The sequence below is a fragment of the Microbacterium sp. JAI119 genome (assembly GCF_013410135.1).
GTDB lineage: Bacteria > Actinomycetota > Actinomycetes > Actinomycetales > Microbacteriaceae > Microbacterium > Microbacterium oxydans.
Window position 1 is genome coordinate 1,152,267 of the sequence record NZ_JACCCK010000001.1, and the last position, 19,790, is coordinate 1,172,056.

General features: G+C 70.3%; 17 protein-coding genes. 8 read left to right on the forward strand and 9 right to left on the reverse strand.

What is annotated here, in order from left to right; all coding sequences use genetic code 11:
• Positions 1 to 122: 122 nt before the first annotated feature.
• Positions 123 to 1,490, forward strand: a complete 1,368-nt coding sequence (locus tag HDC31_RS05620) for an APC family permease (RefSeq protein WP_113681033.1) — start codon at positions 123 to 125, stop codon at positions 1,488 to 1,490.
• 64 nt (positions 1,491 to 1,554) lie between these two features.
• Here HDC31_RS05620 and gdhA read toward each other — a convergent pair whose 3' ends face one another.
• Both gdhA and HDC31_RS05630 read right to left on the reverse strand, forming a co-directional pair.
• Positions 1,555 to 2,925, reverse strand: coding sequence for an NADP-specific glutamate dehydrogenase (gene gdhA / locus HDC31_RS05625; protein ID WP_113681030.1), 1,371 nt, complete (start codon positions 2,923 to 2,925; stop codon positions 1,555 to 1,557).
• Positions 2,926 to 3,057: 132 nt separating this feature from the next.
• Positions 3,058 to 5,751, reverse strand: a complete 2,694-nt coding sequence (locus HDC31_RS05630; protein WP_058632535.1) for a phosphoenolpyruvate carboxylase — start codon at positions 5,749 to 5,751, stop codon at positions 3,058 to 3,060.
• Positions 5,752 to 5,857: 106 nt separating this feature from the next.
• On the opposite strand from HDC31_RS05630, the gene nhaA reads away from it, so the two are divergent.
• The 4 genes from nhaA to HDC31_RS05650 all read left to right on the forward strand — a co-directional run bounded on the left by nhaA (position 5,858) and on the right by HDC31_RS05650 (position 10,002).
• Positions 5,858 to 7,027, forward strand: coding sequence for a Na+/H+ antiporter NhaA (gene nhaA / locus HDC31_RS05635; RefSeq protein ID WP_113680147.1), 1,170 nt, complete (start codon positions 5,858 to 5,860; stop codon positions 7,025 to 7,027).
• A 131-nt stretch (positions 7,028 to 7,158) separates the two neighbouring features.
• Positions 7,159 to 7,764 carry a MazG family protein gene (locus HDC31_RS05640; protein ID WP_082682688.1) on the forward strand — a complete coding sequence of 202 codons (606 nt, stop codon included), beginning with the start codon at positions 7,159 to 7,161 and terminating at the stop codon, positions 7,762 to 7,764.
• Positions 7,765 to 7,848: 84 nt separating this feature from the next.
• Positions 7,849 to 9,099: a histidine--tRNA ligase gene (hisS, locus tag HDC31_RS05645; RefSeq protein WP_218867592.1), complete on the forward strand. Its 1,251-nt coding sequence runs from the start codon at positions 7,849 to 7,851 to the stop codon at positions 9,097 to 9,099.
• Between the two features lie 81 nt (positions 9,100 to 9,180).
• The gene (locus tag HDC31_RS05650) at positions 9,181 to 10,002 is read left to right on the forward strand and encodes an SGNH/GDSL hydrolase family protein (protein WP_374939217.1); all 822 of its coding nucleotides are present in this window, start codon (positions 9,181 to 9,183) and stop codon (positions 10,000 to 10,002) included.
• Here the strand turns inward: HDC31_RS05650 and HDC31_RS05655 are convergent.
• On the reverse strand, positions 9,971 to 10,513 hold the full coding sequence (locus HDC31_RS05655; protein ID WP_046749648.1) for a glyoxalase/bleomycin resistance/extradiol dioxygenase family protein: 543 nt from the start codon (positions 10,511 to 10,513) through the stop codon (positions 9,971 to 9,973). The two genes, HDC31_RS05650 and HDC31_RS05655, sit on opposite strands and share 32 nt — an antisense overlap.
• 87 nt (positions 10,514 to 10,600) lie before the next feature.
• On the opposite strand from HDC31_RS05655, the gene HDC31_RS05660 reads away from it, so the two are divergent.
• Positions 10,601 to 11,392 carry a helix-turn-helix domain-containing protein gene (locus HDC31_RS05660; protein WP_179515895.1) on the forward strand — a complete coding sequence of 264 codons (792 nt, stop codon included), beginning with the start codon at positions 10,601 to 10,603 and terminating at the stop codon, positions 11,390 to 11,392.
• Between the two features lie 33 nt (positions 11,393 to 11,425).
• On the opposite strand, the gene HDC31_RS05665 is transcribed toward HDC31_RS05660, so the two are convergent.
• From HDC31_RS05665 to HDC31_RS05685, 5 genes are read right to left on the reverse strand one after another with little or no spacing between them, the layout of a single operon-like run.
• Complete coding sequence (locus tag HDC31_RS05665; RefSeq protein WP_113681025.1) at positions 11,426 to 12,655, reverse strand: APC family permease; 1,230 nt, start codon at positions 12,653 to 12,655, stop codon at positions 11,426 to 11,428.
• Between the two features lie 4 nt (positions 12,656 to 12,659).
• Positions 12,660 to 14,363 carry a CocE/NonD family hydrolase gene (locus HDC31_RS05670; RefSeq protein ID WP_179515896.1) on the reverse strand — a complete coding sequence of 568 codons (1,704 nt, stop codon included), beginning with the start codon at positions 14,361 to 14,363 and terminating at the stop codon, positions 12,660 to 12,662.
• Positions 14,360 to 15,658 (reverse strand): MFS transporter, encoded by a 1,299-nt coding sequence (locus HDC31_RS05675; RefSeq protein ID WP_113680800.1) that lies wholly within the window; start codon positions 15,656 to 15,658, stop codon positions 14,360 to 14,362. Before HDC31_RS05675 ends, HDC31_RS05670 begins: the two co-directional genes overlap by 4 nt.
• Positions 15,659 to 15,693: 35 nt before the next feature.
• The gene (locus tag HDC31_RS05680; protein ID WP_179515897.1) at positions 15,694 to 16,722 is read right to left on the reverse strand and encodes an alpha/beta hydrolase; all 1,029 of its coding nucleotides are present in this window, start codon (positions 16,720 to 16,722) and stop codon (positions 15,694 to 15,696) included.
• The gene (locus tag HDC31_RS05685) at positions 16,719 to 17,729 is read right to left on the reverse strand and encodes an alpha/beta hydrolase (RefSeq protein WP_046749645.1); all 1,011 of its coding nucleotides are present in this window, start codon (positions 17,727 to 17,729) and stop codon (positions 16,719 to 16,721) included. The genes HDC31_RS05680 and HDC31_RS05685 overlap by 4 nt, the downstream gene beginning before the upstream one ends.
• Positions 17,730 to 17,834: 105 nt before the next feature.
• Here HDC31_RS05685 and HDC31_RS05690 point away from each other — a divergent pair, with 105 nt between their 5' ends.
• Positions 17,835 to 18,839: a LacI family DNA-binding transcriptional regulator gene (locus tag HDC31_RS05690; RefSeq protein WP_113680108.1), complete on the forward strand. Its 1,005-nt coding sequence runs from the start codon at positions 17,835 to 17,837 to the stop codon at positions 18,837 to 18,839.
• On the opposite strand, the gene HDC31_RS05695 is transcribed toward HDC31_RS05690, so the two are convergent.
• Positions 18,820 to 19,290 carry a PaaI family thioesterase gene (locus tag HDC31_RS05695; protein ID WP_046749849.1) on the reverse strand — a complete coding sequence of 157 codons (471 nt, stop codon included), beginning with the start codon at positions 19,288 to 19,290 and terminating at the stop codon, positions 18,820 to 18,822. The two genes, HDC31_RS05690 and HDC31_RS05695, sit on opposite strands and share 20 nt — an antisense overlap.
• A gap of 108 nt (positions 19,291 to 19,398) precedes the next feature.
• Here HDC31_RS05695 and HDC31_RS05700 point away from each other — a divergent pair, with 108 nt between their 5' ends.
• Positions 19,399 to 19,785, forward strand: a complete 387-nt coding sequence (locus tag HDC31_RS05700; protein WP_113680109.1) for a GntR family transcriptional regulator — start codon at positions 19,399 to 19,401, stop codon at positions 19,783 to 19,785.
• The last annotated feature ends 5 nt before the right edge of the window (positions 19,786 to 19,790 follow it).

The window sequence follows — 19,790 nt, forward strand, 5'->3', positions numbered from 1 at the left end:
ACTGTTGCTCAGCGTCGGACGACCCGAAGTCCGACCCATGCGCTGTCCCCCGAGGAGTACCCATGGCCACGAAGACGAAGCCGCTCGCGCAAGGTGGAGGAACGCTGAAGAGAAACCTCGGGCTGTGGGCGATCGTCGGCCTCGGTCTCGGGTACATGACGCCGACCGTCGTGTTCGACACCTTCGGCATGGTCGCCCGAGACACCGACAACGTCGTACCGGCGGCCTACCTCGTGGCCCTGGTCGTGATGGTCTTCACCGCGATCAGCTACGGCAAGATCTCCAGTGCGATCCCGAGCGCCGGGTCTGCATACACCTACGTGCGCGAGTCGATCCACCCGAACCTCGGGTTCATGGTCGGCTGGACGTCGCTCATCGACTACGTGCTGCTGCCGATGGTGAACTGCCTCATCATCCGCAGCTACCTCGAGGCGCTGTTCCCCGAGATCCCCGGGTGGATCTGGGTGGTGCTCTACTGCATCCTCGTCACGAGCATCATCTACCTGACGATGCGCGGCACCTCGAACATGAACATGATCCTGCTGGTGTTCTCGATCGTCGTGATGGCCGTGTTCGTCGTGATGGTCATCGCACAGCTGATGCGCGGCGACGGTGCGGGCACGGTCGCCTCGCTGACGCCGATCTTCCACGACGGCGCCACCATGGGGGCGGTGCTGATGGGAGCCACGATCGTGTGCTTCTCGTTCATCGGCTTCGATGCCGTCACCATGTACGCGGAGGAGGCGAAGGATCCGAAGATCATGCCGAAGGCGATTCTCCTCACCGTGCTGCTGGGTGGGGCGATCTTCCTGATCTCGGGCTACCTCACGCAGCTGCGTTTCCCCGACTGGAACGAGTTCGCCCCCGGCGGCGACATGCAGTTCGTCGAGGACTCGACGCTGCCGATCATCGGCAACCTGGTCGGCGGCCCCGTGCTCATGGCCGTGCTGACCGCGGCCGGTTTCTGCGCGACCCTGGCCTCCGGTCTCGCCTCGCACGCCTCGGTGTCTCGCATGCTGCTGGTGATGGGGCGCAACAACGTGCTGCCGCAGCGGGCGTTCGGCTACATCAACCCCCGCACCCACACCCCGACGTTCAACATCGTGCTGGTGGGCGCCATCTCGCTGCTCGCGATCCCCTTCACGCTCGAGCTGATCGCGGCGTGGATCAACTTCGGCGCGCTGATCGCCTTCACGTTCGTCAACATCTCGGTGATCGCGTGGTTCGCGATCCGCAAGGGCCGCCGCAAGACCCCGGGCGACATCTTCAGCTTCATCGTGATGCCGGGGATCGGCATGATGCTCACCGGCCTGTTGTGGGCGAACCTGCACGAGGACGCGCTGCGCGGCGGTCTGGTGTGGACCGCGATCGGGGTGGTCTACCTCGCGATCATCACCAAGGGCTTCCGCAAGAAGGTCGTCGCGTTCGACGAGAACCAGGCGGTGACCGGGTACAACAAGGTGGTCAAGGTGCCGGTCGACGAGAGTTGACCCGCTCCGGTCGCGATATGTCAGCTCAAAAGGTGGAAACAGCTGACATATCGCGACCGGAAGGTCAGATGACGCCCTGAGCGAGCATCGCGGCGGCGACGCGCTCGAAGCCGGCGATGTTGGCCCCGGCCACGTAGTCGCCGGGGACGCCGTGCCGCTCTGCGGCGTCGAAGGCGGCGCCATGGATGTCGCCCATGATCTCGCGGAGCTTGTTCTCGCTGTCGCCGAAGCTCCAGCGCTGACGGGAGGCGTTCTGGCTCATCTCGAGCGCCGAGGTCGCGACGCCACCGGCGTTCGCGGCCTTGCCGGGGGCGAACAGCACTCCGGCCTTCTGGAAGGCGTCGACGGCGTCGGGCACGCAGGGCATGTTCGCACCTTCCGACACCGCGCGCACGCCGTTGGCGATCAGGGCCTCCGCATCGGCCAGGGAGACCTCGTTCTGCGTGGCGGAGGGCACCGCGATGTCGACGGGCACCTCCCATACGCTGCCGCCTTCCACGAAGCGGGCGCTCGGGCGACGGTTGGCGTACTCGACGATGCGGGCGCGCTCGACCTCCTTGATCTGACGCAGCAGGTCGAGGTCGATGCCGGCGTCGTCGACGACGTAGCCGGACGAGTCGGACGCCGTGACCGCGGTCGCACCGAGCTGGGTGGCCTTCTGGATCGCGTAGATGGCCACGTTGCCGGAGCCCGAGATGCCGACGCGCTTGCCGTCGAGGGAGTCGCCGTGCACGGCGAGCATCTCCTGCGCGAAGAACACCGCGCCGTAGCCGGTGGCCTCGGTGCGCACCTCGGCCCCGCCCCATCCGGTGCCCTTGCCCGTGAACATGCCCGACTCGTGGCGGTTGGTGACCTTGCGGTACTGGCCGAACAGGTAGCCGATCTCGCGGCCGCCGACGCCGATGTCGCCCGCGGGGACGTCGGTGTGCTCGCCGAGGTGCCGGTAGAGCTCGTTCATGAACGACTGGCAGAAGCGCATGACCTCGGCGTCGGAGCGGCCGTGCGGGTCGAAGTCGGACCCGCCCTTGCCGCCGCCGATGCCCTGACCGGTGAGAGCGTTCTTGAAGATCTGCTCGAAGCCCAGGAACTTGATGATCGACAGGTTCACCGAGGGGTGGAAGCGCAGCCCGCCCTTGTACGGGCCGAGCACGGAGGAGAACTGGATGCGGTACCCGCGGTTGACGTGCAGCTTCCCGGCGTCGTCGATCCACGGCACACGGAAGAGGATCTGACGCTCGGGCTCGACCAGGCGCTCGAGGATGCCGCCGTCGACGTATTCCGGGTGACGCTCCAGGACGGGTGCGATCGAGTGCAGCACCTCGTGGACGGCCTGGTGGAACTCCGGCTCGTGCGGGCTGCGGGAGAGCACCGTGTCGAAGACAGGCTGCACGGAGTCGGCGAGCGGATGGAAGTCGGCGGGAGACGTAGCGGTCACGCGGAAGGGCTTTCTGGTGGGGGATGGGGTGCGGGCGATCGTGTCGCGCGCGAAAGCAGAGCCGGGTGAGGCGGAGGTTTCACTCTAGCGTCGGCCACAGCCGCGTCAGCGCACCCGGCGGGAGGGCTCGGGTCACCCGGTGTTCTGCAGCCCGGCGGCGACCCCGCTGACCGAGAGCAGCAGCAGCCGCTGCTGCTCCGCGTCGGCTCCGGAGCCGGTCGGGCCGTGATCCGCCGAACGCAGGGCACGCAGCGCCCGGAGCTGGAGGAGCGAGAGGGCGTCGACGTAGGGGCTGCGCAGCTGCACGGCCCGCTGCAGCACGGGCTTGTTCTCGAGGAGTCCGGTGCCGCCGGTGAGACGGATCACCCAGCGCCGCGTGAGGGCGAGCTCGTCCAGCACGAGCTGGGCCAGGTCGTCGCGGTCGCCCAGGGCGAGGTACTGGCGGGCGATGCGCTCGTCGGTCTTGGCGAGGCTCATCGCGACGTTGTCGATCATGGTGCGCAGCAGCGGCCACTCCCGGTACGCCTCGACAAGAAGTTCCTCGTCGCCGACGGCTTGCAGGGCGGAGCCGAGTCCGAACCAGCCGGCGAGATTGATGCGGGCCTGCGTCCAGGCGAACACCCACGGGATGGCGCGGAGGTCCTCGAGCGACTCGACCGACAACCCGCGTCGTGCCGGGCGCGAGCCGAGCGCGAGCAGACCGATCTCCTCCATCGGGGTCACGGTGGCGAACCACGATGCGAACCCCTCGGCCTTCACCAGCGAGAAGAAGCGCTCACGGGAGGCCGCGTCCATCGCCGAGGCGACTTCGGCGTAGCGCTCTGCCGCACGGCTGGTGCGCTCCTCCTCGGTGGGGGACGACGCCAGCAGGGTGGCCGCGGCGACCTGGTCGATGTGCCGCATCGCGATCGCGGGCTCGCCGTAGCGCGCGAAGATGACCTCGCCCTGCTCGGTGAGCTTGAACCGGCCGTCGACGGAGTGCGGCGGCTGCGCCAGGATCGCCGAGTTGGCAGGGCCGCCACCTCGTCCGAGTGCGCCGCCACGACCATGGAAGAGCGTCAGCTCGATGTCGTTGTCCTGCGCCCAGCGGGCGATCTTCTCCTGGGCTTCGTACAGCGCCAGGTTCGCGGCGACGGGGCCCACGTCCTTCGACGAGTCCGAGTAGCCGAGCATGACCTCGAGCCGGTTGCCGGTCGCGGCCATGCGCTCGCGGAACTCCGGGAAGGTCACGGCCTCGGCGAGGATGCCCGGGGCAGCCTGGAGGTCGGCGAAGGTCTCGAACAGCGGCACGACGTCGAGCACAGGCGCATCGTCGCCGAGCGCGTATCGGGCGAGACGGTGCACGTTGGCGAGATCGGAGGCTGCCTGGGTGAAGGAGACGACGTACCGCCCGGCCGCACGCAGACCCCGGTCGTGCTGGATGTCCGCGATCGCGCGGAAGACGTCGAGCACCTCTTCGGTCTGTGCGCTGACGGCTTCGCCCGCATCGAGCTCGGCAAGAGCCTTCGCGTGCACCTGGGAGTGCTGACGCACCTCGAGCTCGGTCAGGTGGAAGCCATAGGTCTCGACCTGCCAGATGAGGTGCTGCACCCCGCCGAACGCGTGGCGCTTCGCGCCGGCATCCGCGAGCGACGCCTGCACCGCCCGCAGGTCGGCGAGCAGTTCCTCGGGACGCGCGTAGGGCTGGCCGCCGTCTCCGCGGCGGGTGTCGGCGACGCGGCGCGCCAGCACGAGCAGCACGCGACGGTGCGGCTCATCGGGGGAGCGGGTGGCGAGCTCGGCCGCCAGGTCGGGCTCCGTCTGGGCGAAGCGCTCCCAGAGCGCCGTGACCTCGGCGCTCGGCGGCGTGTCGTCGGCGGCGAGAGTGAGGGTCCGGCCGATGCGCCCCAGCGCGCGCTCGAGGCCGCGGAGCACATGGTCCGCCGCGATCTGCGACGCCTCCCGCGTGACGGAGGCCGTGACGAACGGGTTGCCGTCGCGGTCACCGCCCACCCAGGAGCCGATGCGCACGAACGCGGGGACCACCGGAGCGCTCGCACCCGAATCGTCTCCGCGGAGGGCATCGTCGATGCGGCGGTAGACGTGCGGCACCGTGGTGAAGAGCGTCTCGTCGAACACACCCATCACGGTGCGCACCTCGTCGGTCGGAGTCGGCTTCTGCGACCGCAGCGGGGCCGTGCGCCAGAGCGTGTCGATCTCCTCCAGCATGCGCCGGCGCGCACGGTGCTCCTCCGCACCGCCTTCGCTCGCCGCATCGTGTTGTGTGAGCAGCTCGGACAGACGGCGGATGCTCGACGACACCGCCCGACGGCGCGCTTCGGTCGGGTGCGCGGTGAAGACCGGGTGGAAGCGGAGCCCCTCCAGCCGACGTCGCGCCTCGTCGTCGCCCACCTCGGTGCGCAGGCGCGCGTATGCGGTGGCGACGGTGTCCGCGGCGTCCTCGCGACCCGGCTGGCCGGCGCGCTCGCGCAGCACACGCACGCGCTGATGCTCCTCCGCGAGGTTCACGAGGTGGAAGTAGCAGGTGAAGGCGCGGGCGACCTCATCGGCACGGGCGACCGTGAACGACTCGGCGATGGCCGCGGCGCGCTCGAAGGCGTCCGAGGTCTCGTCCTCATAGGCCTGGATCGTGGCGAGGCGCAGACGTTCGACGTCGTCGAACAGGTCGTCGCCACCGGCCTCGCGCAGCACCTGACCGAGCAGCTGGCCCAGCATGCGGACGTCGGTGCGCATGGCATCGGGGATGCCCTGGCCCGCCTCGAATCGGCCGATCACGCGGATGGCCTCGGTGTTCGTGGGTTCGGAGAAGGAGTGTGCGGGGGTCACCCCTCGAGAGTATCCCGCGTGCGAGGGGTCGCCTGCACGCATGACGACGTACTCCGTCACCGCGCCGTCCGGGTGCGCGGCACGCGCGCGACCTACGATGGACGGGATGCGCATCTCAGCGAACCCCCTCCGCGGACAGCAGTTCCCCGCCGTCCTCCTCCTTCTCGCGGCCGGGCTCGGCCTGCTGCTCGCGAACCTCCCGACGCATGATGCGCTCGCCGCCCTCCTCGACGTCCACATCGCCGTGCCAGGCACCGCCCTCGACCTGTCGATCGCGCACTGGGTGTCCGACGGTCTCCTCGCCGTCTTCTTCCTGGTCGTGGCCATCGAGCTGCGCCACGAGCTCACCCACGGTGAACTCGATTCCCCGCGCAAGGCGGTGCAGCCTGCCATCGCGGCCACCGGAGGAGTGCTCGTCCCGATCGCGGTCTACCTGCTGATCGCCGGTGGGGACAGCGTCACGGCACCGGGCTGGCCTATCCCGACGGCGACCGACATCGCCTTCGCGCTCGGGGTGCTGGCGATGTTCGGCAAGGGACTCCCGTCGCGGGTGCGCGTCTTCCTGCTCGCCCTGGCGATCCTCGACGACATCATCGGGATCGTCTTCATCGCCGTGCTGTTCGCCGTCGATGTGCAGTGGCTGCTGTTCGGACTCGCGATCGTGGGCGTGGCCGTGTTCTGGGCGCTGAGCCGACTCCTGCATGCGAAGGGCCACCCCCTGATCGCCGTTGCCATGGTCCTGGTCGGCGTCGTCACCTGGGGTCTGGTCGCCTCCTCCGGCATCCACGCGACGATCGCCGGCGTGCTGCTCGGACTCGTGATGGCACCCGTCCCCGCCGAGCGCACGAGACATGCGCTCGAGCCGACGGTGAACGGGGCGATCCTGCCGCTGTTCGCCTTCGTCGCGGCGTTCGTCGTGATCCCCGCCGTCTCGATCACGCAGCTGTCCCCGGCATTCTGGGCGATCGTGGTCGCCCTGCCGGTGGGCAAGATCATCGGCATCTCGCTGTTCGGCTGGATCGCGATGCGCATCCGCCCGAAGGGATCGGACCCGGCGTTGCCGTTCGCCGACATCCTCTCGGCCGGCGCTCTCGGCGGCATCGGGTTCACGGTGTCCCTGTTGTTGGCGAACCTCGCTTTCGCGGAGGACGGCGGCATCAGGGATCAGGCGATCCTCGGTGTGCTGGTGGGCTCGCTGATCGCGCTGGTGCTCTCCGGCATCATCGTGTCGCTGCGTGCGCGCTGGTACCGTCGGCTCTCATCCGCGGCGTCGTGATCCGGCGTCGTGATCGCGCGTCGTGATCGGTCGCCGTCGTGAACCGGTCATCGGGAGAAGGAGGAACCGTGAGCGTTGAATCCGAGGTCCGCTCGCCCGGGGAGGACCCGCTGCGCGAGGCTGCCGAGACCATGCGCGCGGTCAGGGAGCGCTGCGTGTGGTCGCAGCAGATCACGCATCGCGACCTCGTGCCCTATCTGATCGAGGAGTCGCACGAGGTGATCGATGCCGTCGAGGTCGGCTCTCGCGACGACCTGCGCGAGGAACTGGGGGATCTGCTCTGGCAGGTGCTGTTCCACGCGGCGATCGCCGCGCAGGACCCGGACGATCCGTTCGACATCGACGACGTGGCGCAGACGCTCACGGAGAAGATGGTGCGTCGTCATCCGCATGTGTTCGCCGGGGAGGTGGCTGAGACTCCCGAGCAGGTGCTGGTGCACTGGAACGCCGCCAAGGCCGCGGAGAAGCGCACCCGACGCAGCGTGCTCGACGGAGTGCCGCGCGGGATGCCGGCGCTCGCGCTCGCGCAGAAGATCGCCGGGCGGGCCATCGGCGCAGGAGTGCCCGTCGAGCGGGTCGCCTCTGCCGCCGCCCCCGCCTCGGAGGAAGAGCTGGGGGACGCGCTCCTCGCGCTGGTGGCGACCGCCCGCGAGCAGGGGTGGGACGCCGAGCGCGCCCTCCGCGAGCGGCTGCGTGCGCTGGAAGACGACGTGCGCGCCGCCGAAGCCGCGCGCTGATCCCGGCGCGACCCCATCCCGGCACGACCGAGTCGGCAGACCTGGGAAGATGGAACCGTGGCTACCGTGAACCCGCCGCGCGGCATGCGCGACATCCTCCCCGCCGACAAGGCCCGCCGCGAGCGTGTGCTCTCCGTCATCCGCGAGCGCTATCTCGCGCATGGATTCGACGAGATCGAGACGCCCGTCGTCGAGGAGTACGACCGTCTGCATGCCGGCATCGGTGGCGACAACGAGAAGCTCTCGTACAACATCCTCCGCCGTGGCCTGGATGCCGACGCGATCCGCGCCGCCGCCGACGACCCCGCAGCGCTCTCCGACCTCGGCCTCCGCTACGACCTGACAGTGCCGCTCGCGCGTTTCTACGCGAGCAACCGCGGTCAACTGCCGACCGTCTTCCGCTCGATCCAGATCGGACCGGTCTGGCGGGCGGAGCGCCCGCAGAAGGGCCGCTACCGCCAGTTCGTGCAGTGCGACATCGACATCATGGGGGACGACACCGCACGCGCCGAGGCCGAGCTGATGGTCGCCTCGCTCGACGCGGTCGACGCTCTCGGCCTCGACGGGGCGACCGTGCGCATCAACGATCGCCGGGTGCTGGAGTGGATGCTCGACAGCTTCGGGTTCACCGCCGAGGAGCGTCCCGGCGTGCTCATCACGATCGACAAGCTCGACAAGATCGGTCCGGAGGGAGTGGCGACCGAGCTCCGTGAGCGCAGCGCATCGACCGCAGCCGCCGACGCGTTCGACGCCTTCCTCCGCCGCCCGCAGACGCTGGAGTACAACCCCTTCGGCGAGCGGCAGATCCGCAAGGCGCTGCCCGACGGAGCTCCGGCCGACTTGATCGAGCACCTGGTCGGCATCGGCGAGGCCGTGGCTGCGGGACGGGGACAGTCCGACATCCCGCTCGTCTTCGACCCGTTCCTCGTGCGCGGCATGGGGTACTACACGGGCACGATCTTCGAACTCGCGCATCCGTCCGTCAGCTACTCCCTCGGCGGTGGCGGACGCTACGACGGCATGATCGGTCGGTTCCTCGGGCAGCAGGTGCCCGCGGTGGGCTTCTCGCTCGGCTTCGAGCGCCTCGTCGACCTGATCGCAGAGGAGTCGGACGTCACGACGAACGCGGTCGTGCTGATCCACGACGCCGACGTTCCGGTGCACGAGCTCGTCACGCACAAGGCCGCGCTCATCGCGGACGGCGCCAGGGTCCGACTCGAGCGCCGCACCAAGAACGTCAAGGCGCTGCTCGAGCGTTCGGCGGTCGACGGCTACACCTCGTTCGCGATCGTGTCCGCCGGTGCCGCAGACCTGGAGCTCAAGCCCCTGTCCTGAGCCTCCTGCGGCCGGCCTCCGGAACCTCCCGGGCCGATGCGCGTTCACGCCGCGTTCACGCCGACGGGGTGCAATCGTGGGGTGAGTCGCATCGGCACCGCGTTCGTCGTCCGCATCGCCCTGGCGGGTGCCGCTCTGGCCGTCGTGCTCGGTGTCGTCCGCGTCGTGCTGGTGCAGCAGGCCGCGCTCGCCCGACGGCGGATCGGGAAGCCGCTGGGGGAGCACTCCCTCGACGCGGATCGTGTCTGGCGCCGGTCCCTCAGCGGCGAGCCGCTCGAGCTGCTGATGCTCGGCGACTCGATCGCGGCCGGTCTCGGTGCCGAGCGCCGCAAGGAGACTCTCGGCGCTCGGCTCGCGAAGGCGACGGGGCGCCGGTTGCAGCGACCGGTGCGGTTGCGCACGGTGGCCGTCGTAGGGTCGGAGTCTCCCGATCTGCCGCGCCAGTTCGATGCGCTCCCCGAGGGATATCTTCCGCACGTCGCCGTGATCGTCGTCGGCGGCAACGACGTGACGCACCGACTGCCTCCTGCGCTGTCGGCACAGCATCTGCATGAGGCGATCCGCAGGCTGCGCGGCATGGATGCCGAGGTCGTCGTCGGCACGTGTCCCGACCTGGGCGCGCTCCGCGCCGTGCCGCAGCCGTTGCGGCGGATCGCCTCCGGTCTGTCGCGCCGCCTGGCCGAGATCCAGGCCGAGACGGCGCGGCGGGCGGGCGCGGAGCCGGTCGATCTGCGTCGAGCGGTGGGCCCGATGTTCTTCGACGAGCCCGAGGCGATGTTCAGCCTCGACCGCTTCCACCCGAGCGCCCTGGGCTACCGCCGTACGGCCGAGGCACTGCTTCCGGCGGTGTGCCGCGCGGCGGAGCGGTCGCTCAGCTCGCCTCGTCCGCAGGAGACCCGCTGAACGACGCCGCCCACTCCGCCACTCGACGACTGCTCTCCTCGTCCGAGATGTCCTCGACGCGCGTCATCACAGACCAGCGCACCCCGAACGGATCGCGGATGCTGGCGAAGCGATCACCGGAGACGAAGGGTGCGGGTGCTTCGCGCACGGTCGCTCCCGCGGCGACCGCCTTCTCGACGACCGCATCGACGTCCGCGACGTACAGCCCCATCGAGTAGCAGTCGTCGTCGCCACCGGGGGAGCGCACGAGGTGGTACTCGGGATTGGGCTCCCCGAGCTGGAGCAGGCCGAGGCCGAAGTCCAGGTCGGCGTGCGCGACCACGCCGCCGAACTCGGTCACGTCGACGACTCTGGCCCCGAACACGTCGCGGTAGAACGCGATGGCCTGCTTCGCGTCGGGGATGGCGAGGAAGGGGGTGAGCGAGGTGGCGCTGTGCGGGCGCCCGTTCGTCGTGTACGTGCCGTTCGCGCCGGCCGTGGGGGTGTGCGTCGTGGTGTGGTCTGTGCTCATGACGCCACGGTAGAACGGGCGATGCGGCGGCGGCTTGAAGATCCGCGACAGCCTCGCCCTGTCGGCGTCGGGGCCTACGCTGGGCCGATGGTGAACCCGACCCGCGGGGTGCTCTACCCCGCTCGCCTTCCGCAGTTCCACCGGCTGCCACCGCCGCCGGCAGCCGCGGAGCTGGTGGAGTGGTTCTGGATCCCGGAGTGGGACATCGAGCCTGGGCGCTCGTCACGGCAGGAGATCGTGGCGTATCCGGCGCTGAACCTGGTCGTCGACGCGAACACCGTCACGCTCGCCGGAGCGACGACGCGGGCGTCGCACCGCGATCTGCGGGGGAGCGGCTGGGCCGTCGGGGCGCTGCTGCGTCCGGCAGCGGTCGCCGTGCTGATCGACGATCCGGCGTCTCTCGTCGACGACGAGTGGGAACTCGACGACGGGAGCGGTACCGGCGCGCTGCGCGCTGCCGTCGTGTCGACGATGAGCTCGGGCGAGGGGCGACGCGAGCGGGCGGTCGAGGCCTTCTCTCAGTGGCTCGAGGATCGTGCGGGGCCGGTCGGCGAACCGGCACGCCAGGCCAACGCGTTCATGGACGTCCTGATGGGCGATGGCGCCGCGCTCACCCCCGAGGAGGCCGCCACGAGGTTGGCCGTCTCGGTGCGCACCCTGCAGCGGATGACCCACCGCCACGTGGGGCTCTCGCCCGCCGCGATGATCCGACGTCGGCGGCTGCAGGAGGCGGCGCAGCGAGTGCGAGCGAACCCGGAGACCGACCTGGCCTCGATCGCCACCGAGCTCGGCTACGCGGATCACGCGCATCTCACGCGCGACTTCCAGGCGGTCCTCGGCATCGCACCGCGCATGTACCGCTCCCAGGCGCGGGGCTGACCGCGGCGCGTCGAGCTCAGGCGTGCGCGGGGCTCAGGCTCTTTCGAACCGCAGCCGCAGCAGCCGGTATCCGACCCCGAGGAGGACGACCCCCGCACCGATCAGTGAGGCCAGCACGGGAAGAGTGTTCACCAGCACCAGGCAGCCGAGCGCTCCGAGCACGTGCAGCACCCGTGGATACCGACGCGCGGACCCGCTCTGACGGAATGCGGCGGCGTTCGCGATCAGGTAGTACAGCAGCACGCCGAAGGAGGAGAAGCCGATGGCGCCGCGCAGGTCGGCGATGAGGACGATCGCGACCACGATGAGCGCGATGGCGATCTCCGCGCGCTGCGGGACCTGATGGCGCCGATCGATCTTCGCGAGGAATCGAGGGACGTCACCCTCGCGAGCCATGGCCAGGGCCGTACGACCGATCCCGGTGAGCAGAGCCAGCAGGGCACCGAGGGAAGCGGCGGCAGCAGCGATGCGGATCACGGGCGCCCAGGTAGATGCCCCGGCGGCCACCAGTACATCGACCAGAGGAGCGGTCGAATCGGTCGCACCGGCGCCGAGCACCAGGACGACGACGAGTCCCACCAGCGCGTACACGACGACCGTGCCGCCCAGCGCCAGCACGATGGCACGGGGGATCGTGCGTCCGGGATCGACGACCTCCTCACCCATGGTCGCGATCCGGGCGTATCCCGCGAATGCGAAGAACAGCAGGCCGGCCCCCTGGAGCACTCCGTAGGCCGTGGCATCGGGGAGGGGGGTCGGGTTCGCCGCCGCAGCGCCGGCGAACCCGAAGACCACGACGACCGCGAGGCCGAGCAGGGAGCACACCACGAGGATGCGGGTGACCAGGGCGGTGCGGGTCACGCCGAGGCAGTTCACGGCGGCGAGCAGCACGACAGCGGCGACCGCGACGGGCAGCTGCCAGCCGGCCGGTGCCGCGTAGGCGGCGAACGTCATGGCCATCGCCGCGCAGCTCGCGATCTTGCCGATCACGAAGCTCCATCCCGCGATGAAGCCCCACCAGGGGCCCATCTCCGCGCGGGCGTAGGCATAGGTGCCACCCGCGACCGGGTGGGCGGCGGCGAGCTGCGCTGATGAGGTGGCATTGGCGTATGCGACGACCGCGGCGATCGCGAGGGCGATGAGGACGCCGCTGCCAGCGACCCCGATCGCGGGAGCCCACACGGAGAAGACACCGGCGCCGATCATCGAGCCGAGACCGATGGCGACCGCGTCTCCGAGCGTCAGACGACGGGCGAGGGGCATCCCGTCATCGTGTCACGCGCCGGTGAACAACGGGTGAAGAGGCGTGCGAGCGTGACGGCACGACGGCCAGTGCGGGCAGCGTGAGGGTCGCCGGCGCCGTGCCGCCGACGCGGACGGTCTGATCGCTGGGGATGAGCCGCGAGTGGTCGCGCACCGGGTCCTCGGTTCCGGGGTTGCGCAGGTGCAGCGGGTGCGCGCCCGACGACACCTGCACGCGCAGGCGTGACCCCGCCGCGAACCGGTGGGCGAGAGGCGCGAGTTCGAGACGGATCCGGCCCGCCTCGTCTGTGTGCGTCTCGTCCGTGTGCACCTCTTCCGGCCGAAGGCGCCGGTACCCGTCGGTGAGCGCCCGCGAGACCCCTCGCGCGTCCACCTCGCACAGACGCACGAACAGATCGGCACGCGGGTTCGAGGACGCGAAGGACAGCGTGATCGTGGGCGTGCCGATGACGAGGAGGTCGTCGGGAAGCCGGTCGCCCGTGAAGACGAGCACATCCGCCCGGCGTTCGCGGGTGTGCTGGGGGCGGCGCCCGGCGGAGAACGGATTGAGGGTCCTGCCGCCCGCATCCGGGGTCGGGGCCGCCGGATCGTAGCGGTACGTGAGGTCGGCCGCGGGGCTGGCGACGCCCGTGCCGTCGAGGCGCCCGTCGCGGGTGAGCTCCAGCTCCACGGCCGTATACGGCGGGGGCCAGCTGTCCAGCTCCCGCCAGCCGCCGCCACCTGTCACGTCGATGCGCACCCCTTCGGTCTGCGCCGTTCCGGTGAACGAGCGCAGCACCTCGCGGACGCCGATGACGGTGATGTCGGGCGCCCCGTGCACCCAGTCGCCGACGATGAGGCGCACCGGACGACCCGCATCGCGCAGGGCCGCGTAGTCGTCGAGCTGGCCCACGAGGAACAGATCCTGCCAGCCGGCGACCAGCGTGACGGGCGGGATGGAGTCGACGTCCTGCGCGAAGTGCATCGGCTCCCACCAGGGGTCCCCCTGATCGCTGTGCTCGACCCAGTCGCGGTAGAACTGCGGATCGGCGCCTCGGGCCACGCGCACGGCATCCGCCGGCGGGACGGCGAGCGCGCCGCGACGGAATCCGCGCCGGGCACGCAGCAGCGCCCAGGCCTTCGACGGCAGCGCCCGCTCCTGGATGTCGAGGGCGTATGCCCACGTGAGCGGGGTGTCGATCGAGAATCCGCCGCCCGGGTAGAGGATGGCATCGTCGAAGCGCCGCGCGGAGATGGCGATGCCGAGAGCGTCGGGGCGGTCGTCGCCGTCGCAGTACGCCCACTGGGTCACCCCGAAGTAGCTCCCGCCCCACGAGTGCACGCGTCCGGTCGCCCACGGCTGCGCGCGCAGCCACCGCATCGTCGCCTGCCCGTCGGCGACCTCGTCGTGCAGCGGATCGAACGTCCCGCCGGAGCCGAAGGTGCCGCGACAGCTCTGCACGACCACATGGTGCCCTCGCTCGGCCAGGAAGAGCGCGACGCCGGCGATCCCGTCGCGGCCGTACGGCGTGCGGATCAGGATCGTGTCGCCTCCGGATCCTTCCGCGTGCCAGTGGTCGGTGAGGAGCGCGGCGCCGTCGTCCGACGCCACCCGGATGCCGGTCGTCCGGACGACGTCCTGGTGCGTCTTCGCCGGCATGTCGGCGACGCGGGCGAGCCGCCGGTACTCGCGCCGCGCGGCGCCGCCCAGGCGGGGAGCATCGGTCATCGCACGCCCTTCACTCGGGTGACCGCGAACGCGGCGATCACGGCCATCACGACCGCGCCGATGTAGAGGGCCGCGAAGTTCTCACCTGTGGGCGAGCCTATGCGGGTCGCGAAGAATCCGAAAACGGGGACGAGGATGCCCGGCAGCAGGTAGGCGAGAGCCACGATGCCGAGGTCCTTGCCTGCGTCTTCGACCGAGGGGAGGCACTCCGTCATCAGCGCGACATCGGCGGCGATGTAGGCGCCCTGCCCCGCCCCGACGATCGCGATGCCGACGAGGAAGAAGGCGATGTCGCCGAAGGAGATCGCGAGGATGAGCCCTCCGGCGCTCGCGAGGGCGCCGATGATGACGCTCGGCTTGCGGCGACCCGTGCGATCGGAGATCACGCCGAACACGAACGCCATGACCAGGTTCATCAGCGTGAAGGCCGCTGTGGCCTGAGTCTGCAGGGCGGCTATCTCGGTCGGGTCGTCGATGCCGAAGCGGCCGGAGATCGTGAGGTAGAGATAGCTCGTGACCGAGACGATCGACGCGGTCATGAAGAAGCGGCACACCCACGCCCACGCGAAGTCCGGGTAGCGACGCGGACTCAACCAGAAGGTGGCGAGCACCCCGCTCCAGTCGAGCGGCTCGGCGGGCAGCAGTCGCCGGATGTCCTTCAGCGTGAAGAACAGGGTGAGCGCGAGGACCACGGAGAGGCCGCCGGGGATCAGGAACATGCCGATCTGGCCCATGGGCGCGACGATGCCCGCGAGGGAGACTCCGCCGAGGATGCCGATGGCGGTGGCCGCTCCGGTGACGGCGGACATGATCGCGCGGATGCTGCGGCGGATCTGATCCGCGAACAGGGTGTGGACGGTCATCGACACGGCGCCCCATCCGACGAGGACCAGGATCGTGCCGACGCCGAGCACGAGGAGGTTCGGCGCGGTCGCCTGGATCACGTAGCCGATCAGGGCGATCAGCGCGCCGGAGAGGATCCAGGGGCGGCGGATGCCGAGGCGGGACATCGAGCGGTCGCTGAGCCGACCGAAGATCGGCGTCGTGATGAGGATGGCGGCGCCGCCGAGGGTGAGGATGATGCTGAGGTTGCCCGTCGCCTGGTCGGGGTCCCATTCCTTGAGCAGCTGCGGGATCGCGACACCGGCGACGCCCTGGGCGATGCCGGAGCCGAACCACGCGAGCACGAAGGTGATCCAGAACAGGCGCGTCTGGCGCTGTCCGGGGATCGCGTCGGCGGTGAGCGGGGGAGCGGGATCTGCGGGGAAAACGGGATCGACGGCGTGGGTGGACATCTTCGTCTCCTGGTCTCGGTCGGGGTGGGAACTGTTCATGGCCGCGTGCCGGTGGTGGTCGCGGCTCCGGCCGACGGTCGGGGCATCGGATGGGAGTCGGCGCGGTAGGCACCGGCGAGCTCTTCGACGAAGGCGTCGCGCCATTCGCGGGCTCCCTCCCAGCATCCGGTGAGCCCGGGAGACGCGTGGTCGTGCCCGAGTCCGATGTGCAGCACGACGGGGACGCCTGCTTCACGCAGGCTGTCGGCGTACGCGATGGCACCGTCGCGGAGCGGGTCGTACTCGGCGGCGAGGATGAGTGCGGGCGCGAGTCCGCGGTGATCCGGCGCATCCAGTGGTGAGGCCTCGGCGAGCGGCGCTCCCGCGCGATACAGCCCGGCGAGGTGCTCGATGCCCGTGCGCTCGGAGGGCCGAAGGCGGCGGTGCATCGAGTCGCCGAACAGCCGCAGTGCCGCGGGCAGCACTTCGAGCGCCTGGTGATGCAGCGGCTCTCCGGCGTCGCGCAGGCGTAGAGCGGTGGTCGCCGCGATCGTCGCCCCCGCGGAGTTGCCTCCGACACCGAGCCGGTCGGCATCGACGTCGAGTTCGGCGGCGCGCTCGCGGAGGTCGGCGAGAGCGGCCACGGCGTCGTCGACGGGGGCGGGGAACGGGTGCTCGGGAGCCAGACGGTACTCGAGCGCGACGATCTGCACTCCTGACCGCAGCGCGCGATCCGCGCACAGGCGGTCGTTGAGGATCTCGTCGATCGTGCCGCCCGTCCACCCGCCGCCGTGCAGCCACAGCATCGTCGGCATCGCCCCGATCGCCGACGTCGGGCGGAACCGACGGGCACGCAGCGGTCCCGCTCCGCCCGACACCACGAGATCGTCGATCTCCACCTCGGCGGGAACGGGAGCGGTGAACTCGACGGCGAGGCGGTCGCTCAACTCGCGCTGCGCCCGGCGACGGGCTGCCATCTCGCGAGACTCGAGGTCGGGGAGCGCCGCGGAGAGTTCGCCGATGCGCTGGATCCATTCGCGGATCTCGGGACCCAACGGCGGCTCGAGGTACTCGGGAGCGCTCATGCGGTCGCTCCTGGGTGGAGCGTGCGCAGCTCGGAGACGACGAGACGGTGTGCGACGTCTGCGGAGGGCACGAACCCGGTCGATCCCAGCGAGCCGTGGGTCTGTCCGATGAAGCGCATCGCCGTCACCGGCACGCCGGCCGCCGAGAGTGCGCGCGCATAGGCTTCCCCGTCACCACGCAGGGGGTCGAGCTCCGAGGTGAGGATCAGTGCCGGCGGCAGGCCTTCGTGAGAGGCGGCCCGCAGCGGGGAGGCGTACGGTCGGCGTGCCGCCGCGGCATCGTCTCCGACGTACTGACGCACGAGCGTCCGGCCGACCGCGCGCACGATGACGCCAGGCATGCGGGCATCGATGCCACTCATGTCGGCATGTCCCATGGTCAGATCGAGGGCGGGATTCTCCAGCAGCTGCAGCGCGATCGGATGCGCGGAGCGATCACGGTTCATGAGCGTCACGGCCGCGGCGAGGTCGCCTCCCGACGATGCTCCGCCGATGGCGATCCTCTCGGGCGACGCCCCCAGCTCCTCCGCGTGCGCGTGGGTCCATTCGAACGCCGACCAGCACTGCTCCGGCTGCGTGGGGAAGCGCTCCTCCGGCGCATGGGCGTAATCGGCGGCGACGATCACGATGCCGGCGTCGTGTGCTCTGACCCGGAAGCGCGCATCCCAGGAGACCCAGTCGATGCCCGCGATGGTGAACCCGCCGCCGTAGAAGTACACGAGCACGGGGAGCCCCGACCCTGGCGGTGTACGCTCCTCACCGGGCCAGTAGACCCGCACGCGCACGTCGGGGTGCCCGTCGACCGGGACGATGTGGTCCTCGGTGGCGGTCGGCAGCGGGGTGATACCCAGCGCGGCGCTCACGGCGTCGTCATTCTGAGCCGCGACCCGGCGGCGGCCCGCGGGGTCTGCGGGCTCCGGGGCGAGCAGCGGTGCGACGCGTTCCTCCCACGCCGCCACCGCGCTGTCGAGCGCGGGGCGTCGGAACCGGGACCGTGCTGTCGGCATCGGGCATCTCCTTCGATGGGTTCGCGTCTCGGCGGGGTTCCCGCAAGACGAGTTCCGACCTAGTCTGGGCAATCGAAGAACTTCGATGAAGAGAGAACACGGGCGATGCGCGCACGACCAGGCAGGGTCACCATCTACGACGTCGCGGAGCGCGCCGGGGTGAGCATCTCCACCGTCTCGCTGGCGGTGAGCGCCCCCCACCGGGTACGACCGGAGACCCGCGAACGCATCGTCGCGGCGGCCACGACCCTCGGTTATCGGATGACGCAGGGCCGCCGGGTCGGTGCCGCCCGCATCGCGGTGGCCGCGCCGTTCACGACCTACCCGTCGTATCTGCGCCGCCTCTCCGGAATGCTCCGGCGGGCCAGGGACGCAGCGGTGGACATCATCCCCTACGACCTCGATTCCGCGGCAGCCGCGGATGAGCCGCTGCTCGACGTGCTGCCCACGCGCACGGACGCGACCGGTCTGGTGGTGATGGGGGTTCCGCTCGGGGGAGCAGCGCGGCGGGCGAGCAAGGCGGCGCGCATCCCGGTCGTCTATGTCGACGTGGTGCCGACGCGGTCCGACGTGGGCGGTCCGGTCGTCCTCGTCGACGACCGCGACGGCGGTGCGCAGATCGGCCGCCACCTCGCCGGGATCGGGCATCGCCGTGTGCTCTTCGTCCATGAGCCGCAGCGCTCGCCGGCGTACGTGTCGGCCGGGATGCTCCGCATCGAGGGGCTGACGCAGCACCTGGGGGTGACCGACCTGGCGGTGGCGCATCCGTCCTCGGTCGACGATCGCGTGATCGCCGCAGCCCGAGCCGCAGGAGCGACGGCGATCGTCGCGAATCACGACCAGTTCGCCGTCGCCGTCCTGTCCGCCCTGCGCTCCGACGTCGACACCCCGCCACTGGCGGTCGTCGGCTACGACGACGGCGAGGTCGCCGAGGCGCTCGACCTCACCACCGTGCGCCAGCCGTTCGAGGAGAGCGGACGCACGGCCCTCGAGCTCGTCCTCGGACTGGTGTCGGGGGCGTCGACCGCGCGCGAAACCGTGCGACTCGCCCCGACGCTGATCGCGAGGTCTTCGACGCTCGGCGCCGGGTTCAACCCCGCGAGGCGGTGACGCGCTTCTTCTCCCGGATATAGACCTCGCGACGCACCTTCGCCACGACGTCGCCCTCCCGGTCGGTGATGACCGTCTCGAACCACTCGAGCACCTTGGCGCCCCCGTGCGCCCGCTCCCGGATCTCTGCGGCCTTCTCTTTCGACACCTCGAACTCGGCCGTCAGCACTCCACGTCCCGGCTTGAGGAACTCGATCTCGCCTCGGGTGTCCCACACGACGTAGTCGCGTCCGAGCTGATGCATGACCAGCATGAAGAAGTAGGGATCGGTCATCGCCGACATCGATCCGCCGAATGCCGTCTTGACGTAGTTGCGGGTGAAGACGTTGACGTGGAGCTCGACGGTCGCGTGCGTCCAGTCCTCGCGGAAACGACGGACGCGGATCCCGCTGAAGAGGTTGGGGATCCAGAGGCTCATGCCGATCGCGAGTCGGCGGGGAGTGATGCGCATGAGGTCAGTGTGGAGCACCCGACCGAGTCCGACAAAGCCGTCTGGAGGGTTGTCACAGTTGTTATAGTTTGCATAGAATAAGTAGAGATTCGAGGAGAGGGGGGCCGGATGCTGATCCGCGTCGATCTCGACAGCCCGCGGGCGCTGTACGACCAGGTGGCGGCTTCGGTGCGCTCCGACATCCTCGCCGGCGTGCTGGCGCCCGGCGATCGTCTTCCCGCGGCGCGCGACGTCGCCGAAGCGCTGGACATCAACCAGCACACCGTGCTGCACGCGTACCAGCAGCTGCGCGACGAGGGCCTGGTGGATCTCCGTCGCGGCAGGGGAGCGGTCATCGCGGCCTCGGCCGCGCCCCTGGCCGAACTCGCGCACGACATCGACGACCTGGTGCGTCGCGCCGCAGCGCTCGGCGTCTCCGCCGACACGCTCGCCGGCATCGTCCGCGCACACCGCGATGCCGACACAGGTATGCGCCCGATCGAGAACCCCGAGTAGGATTC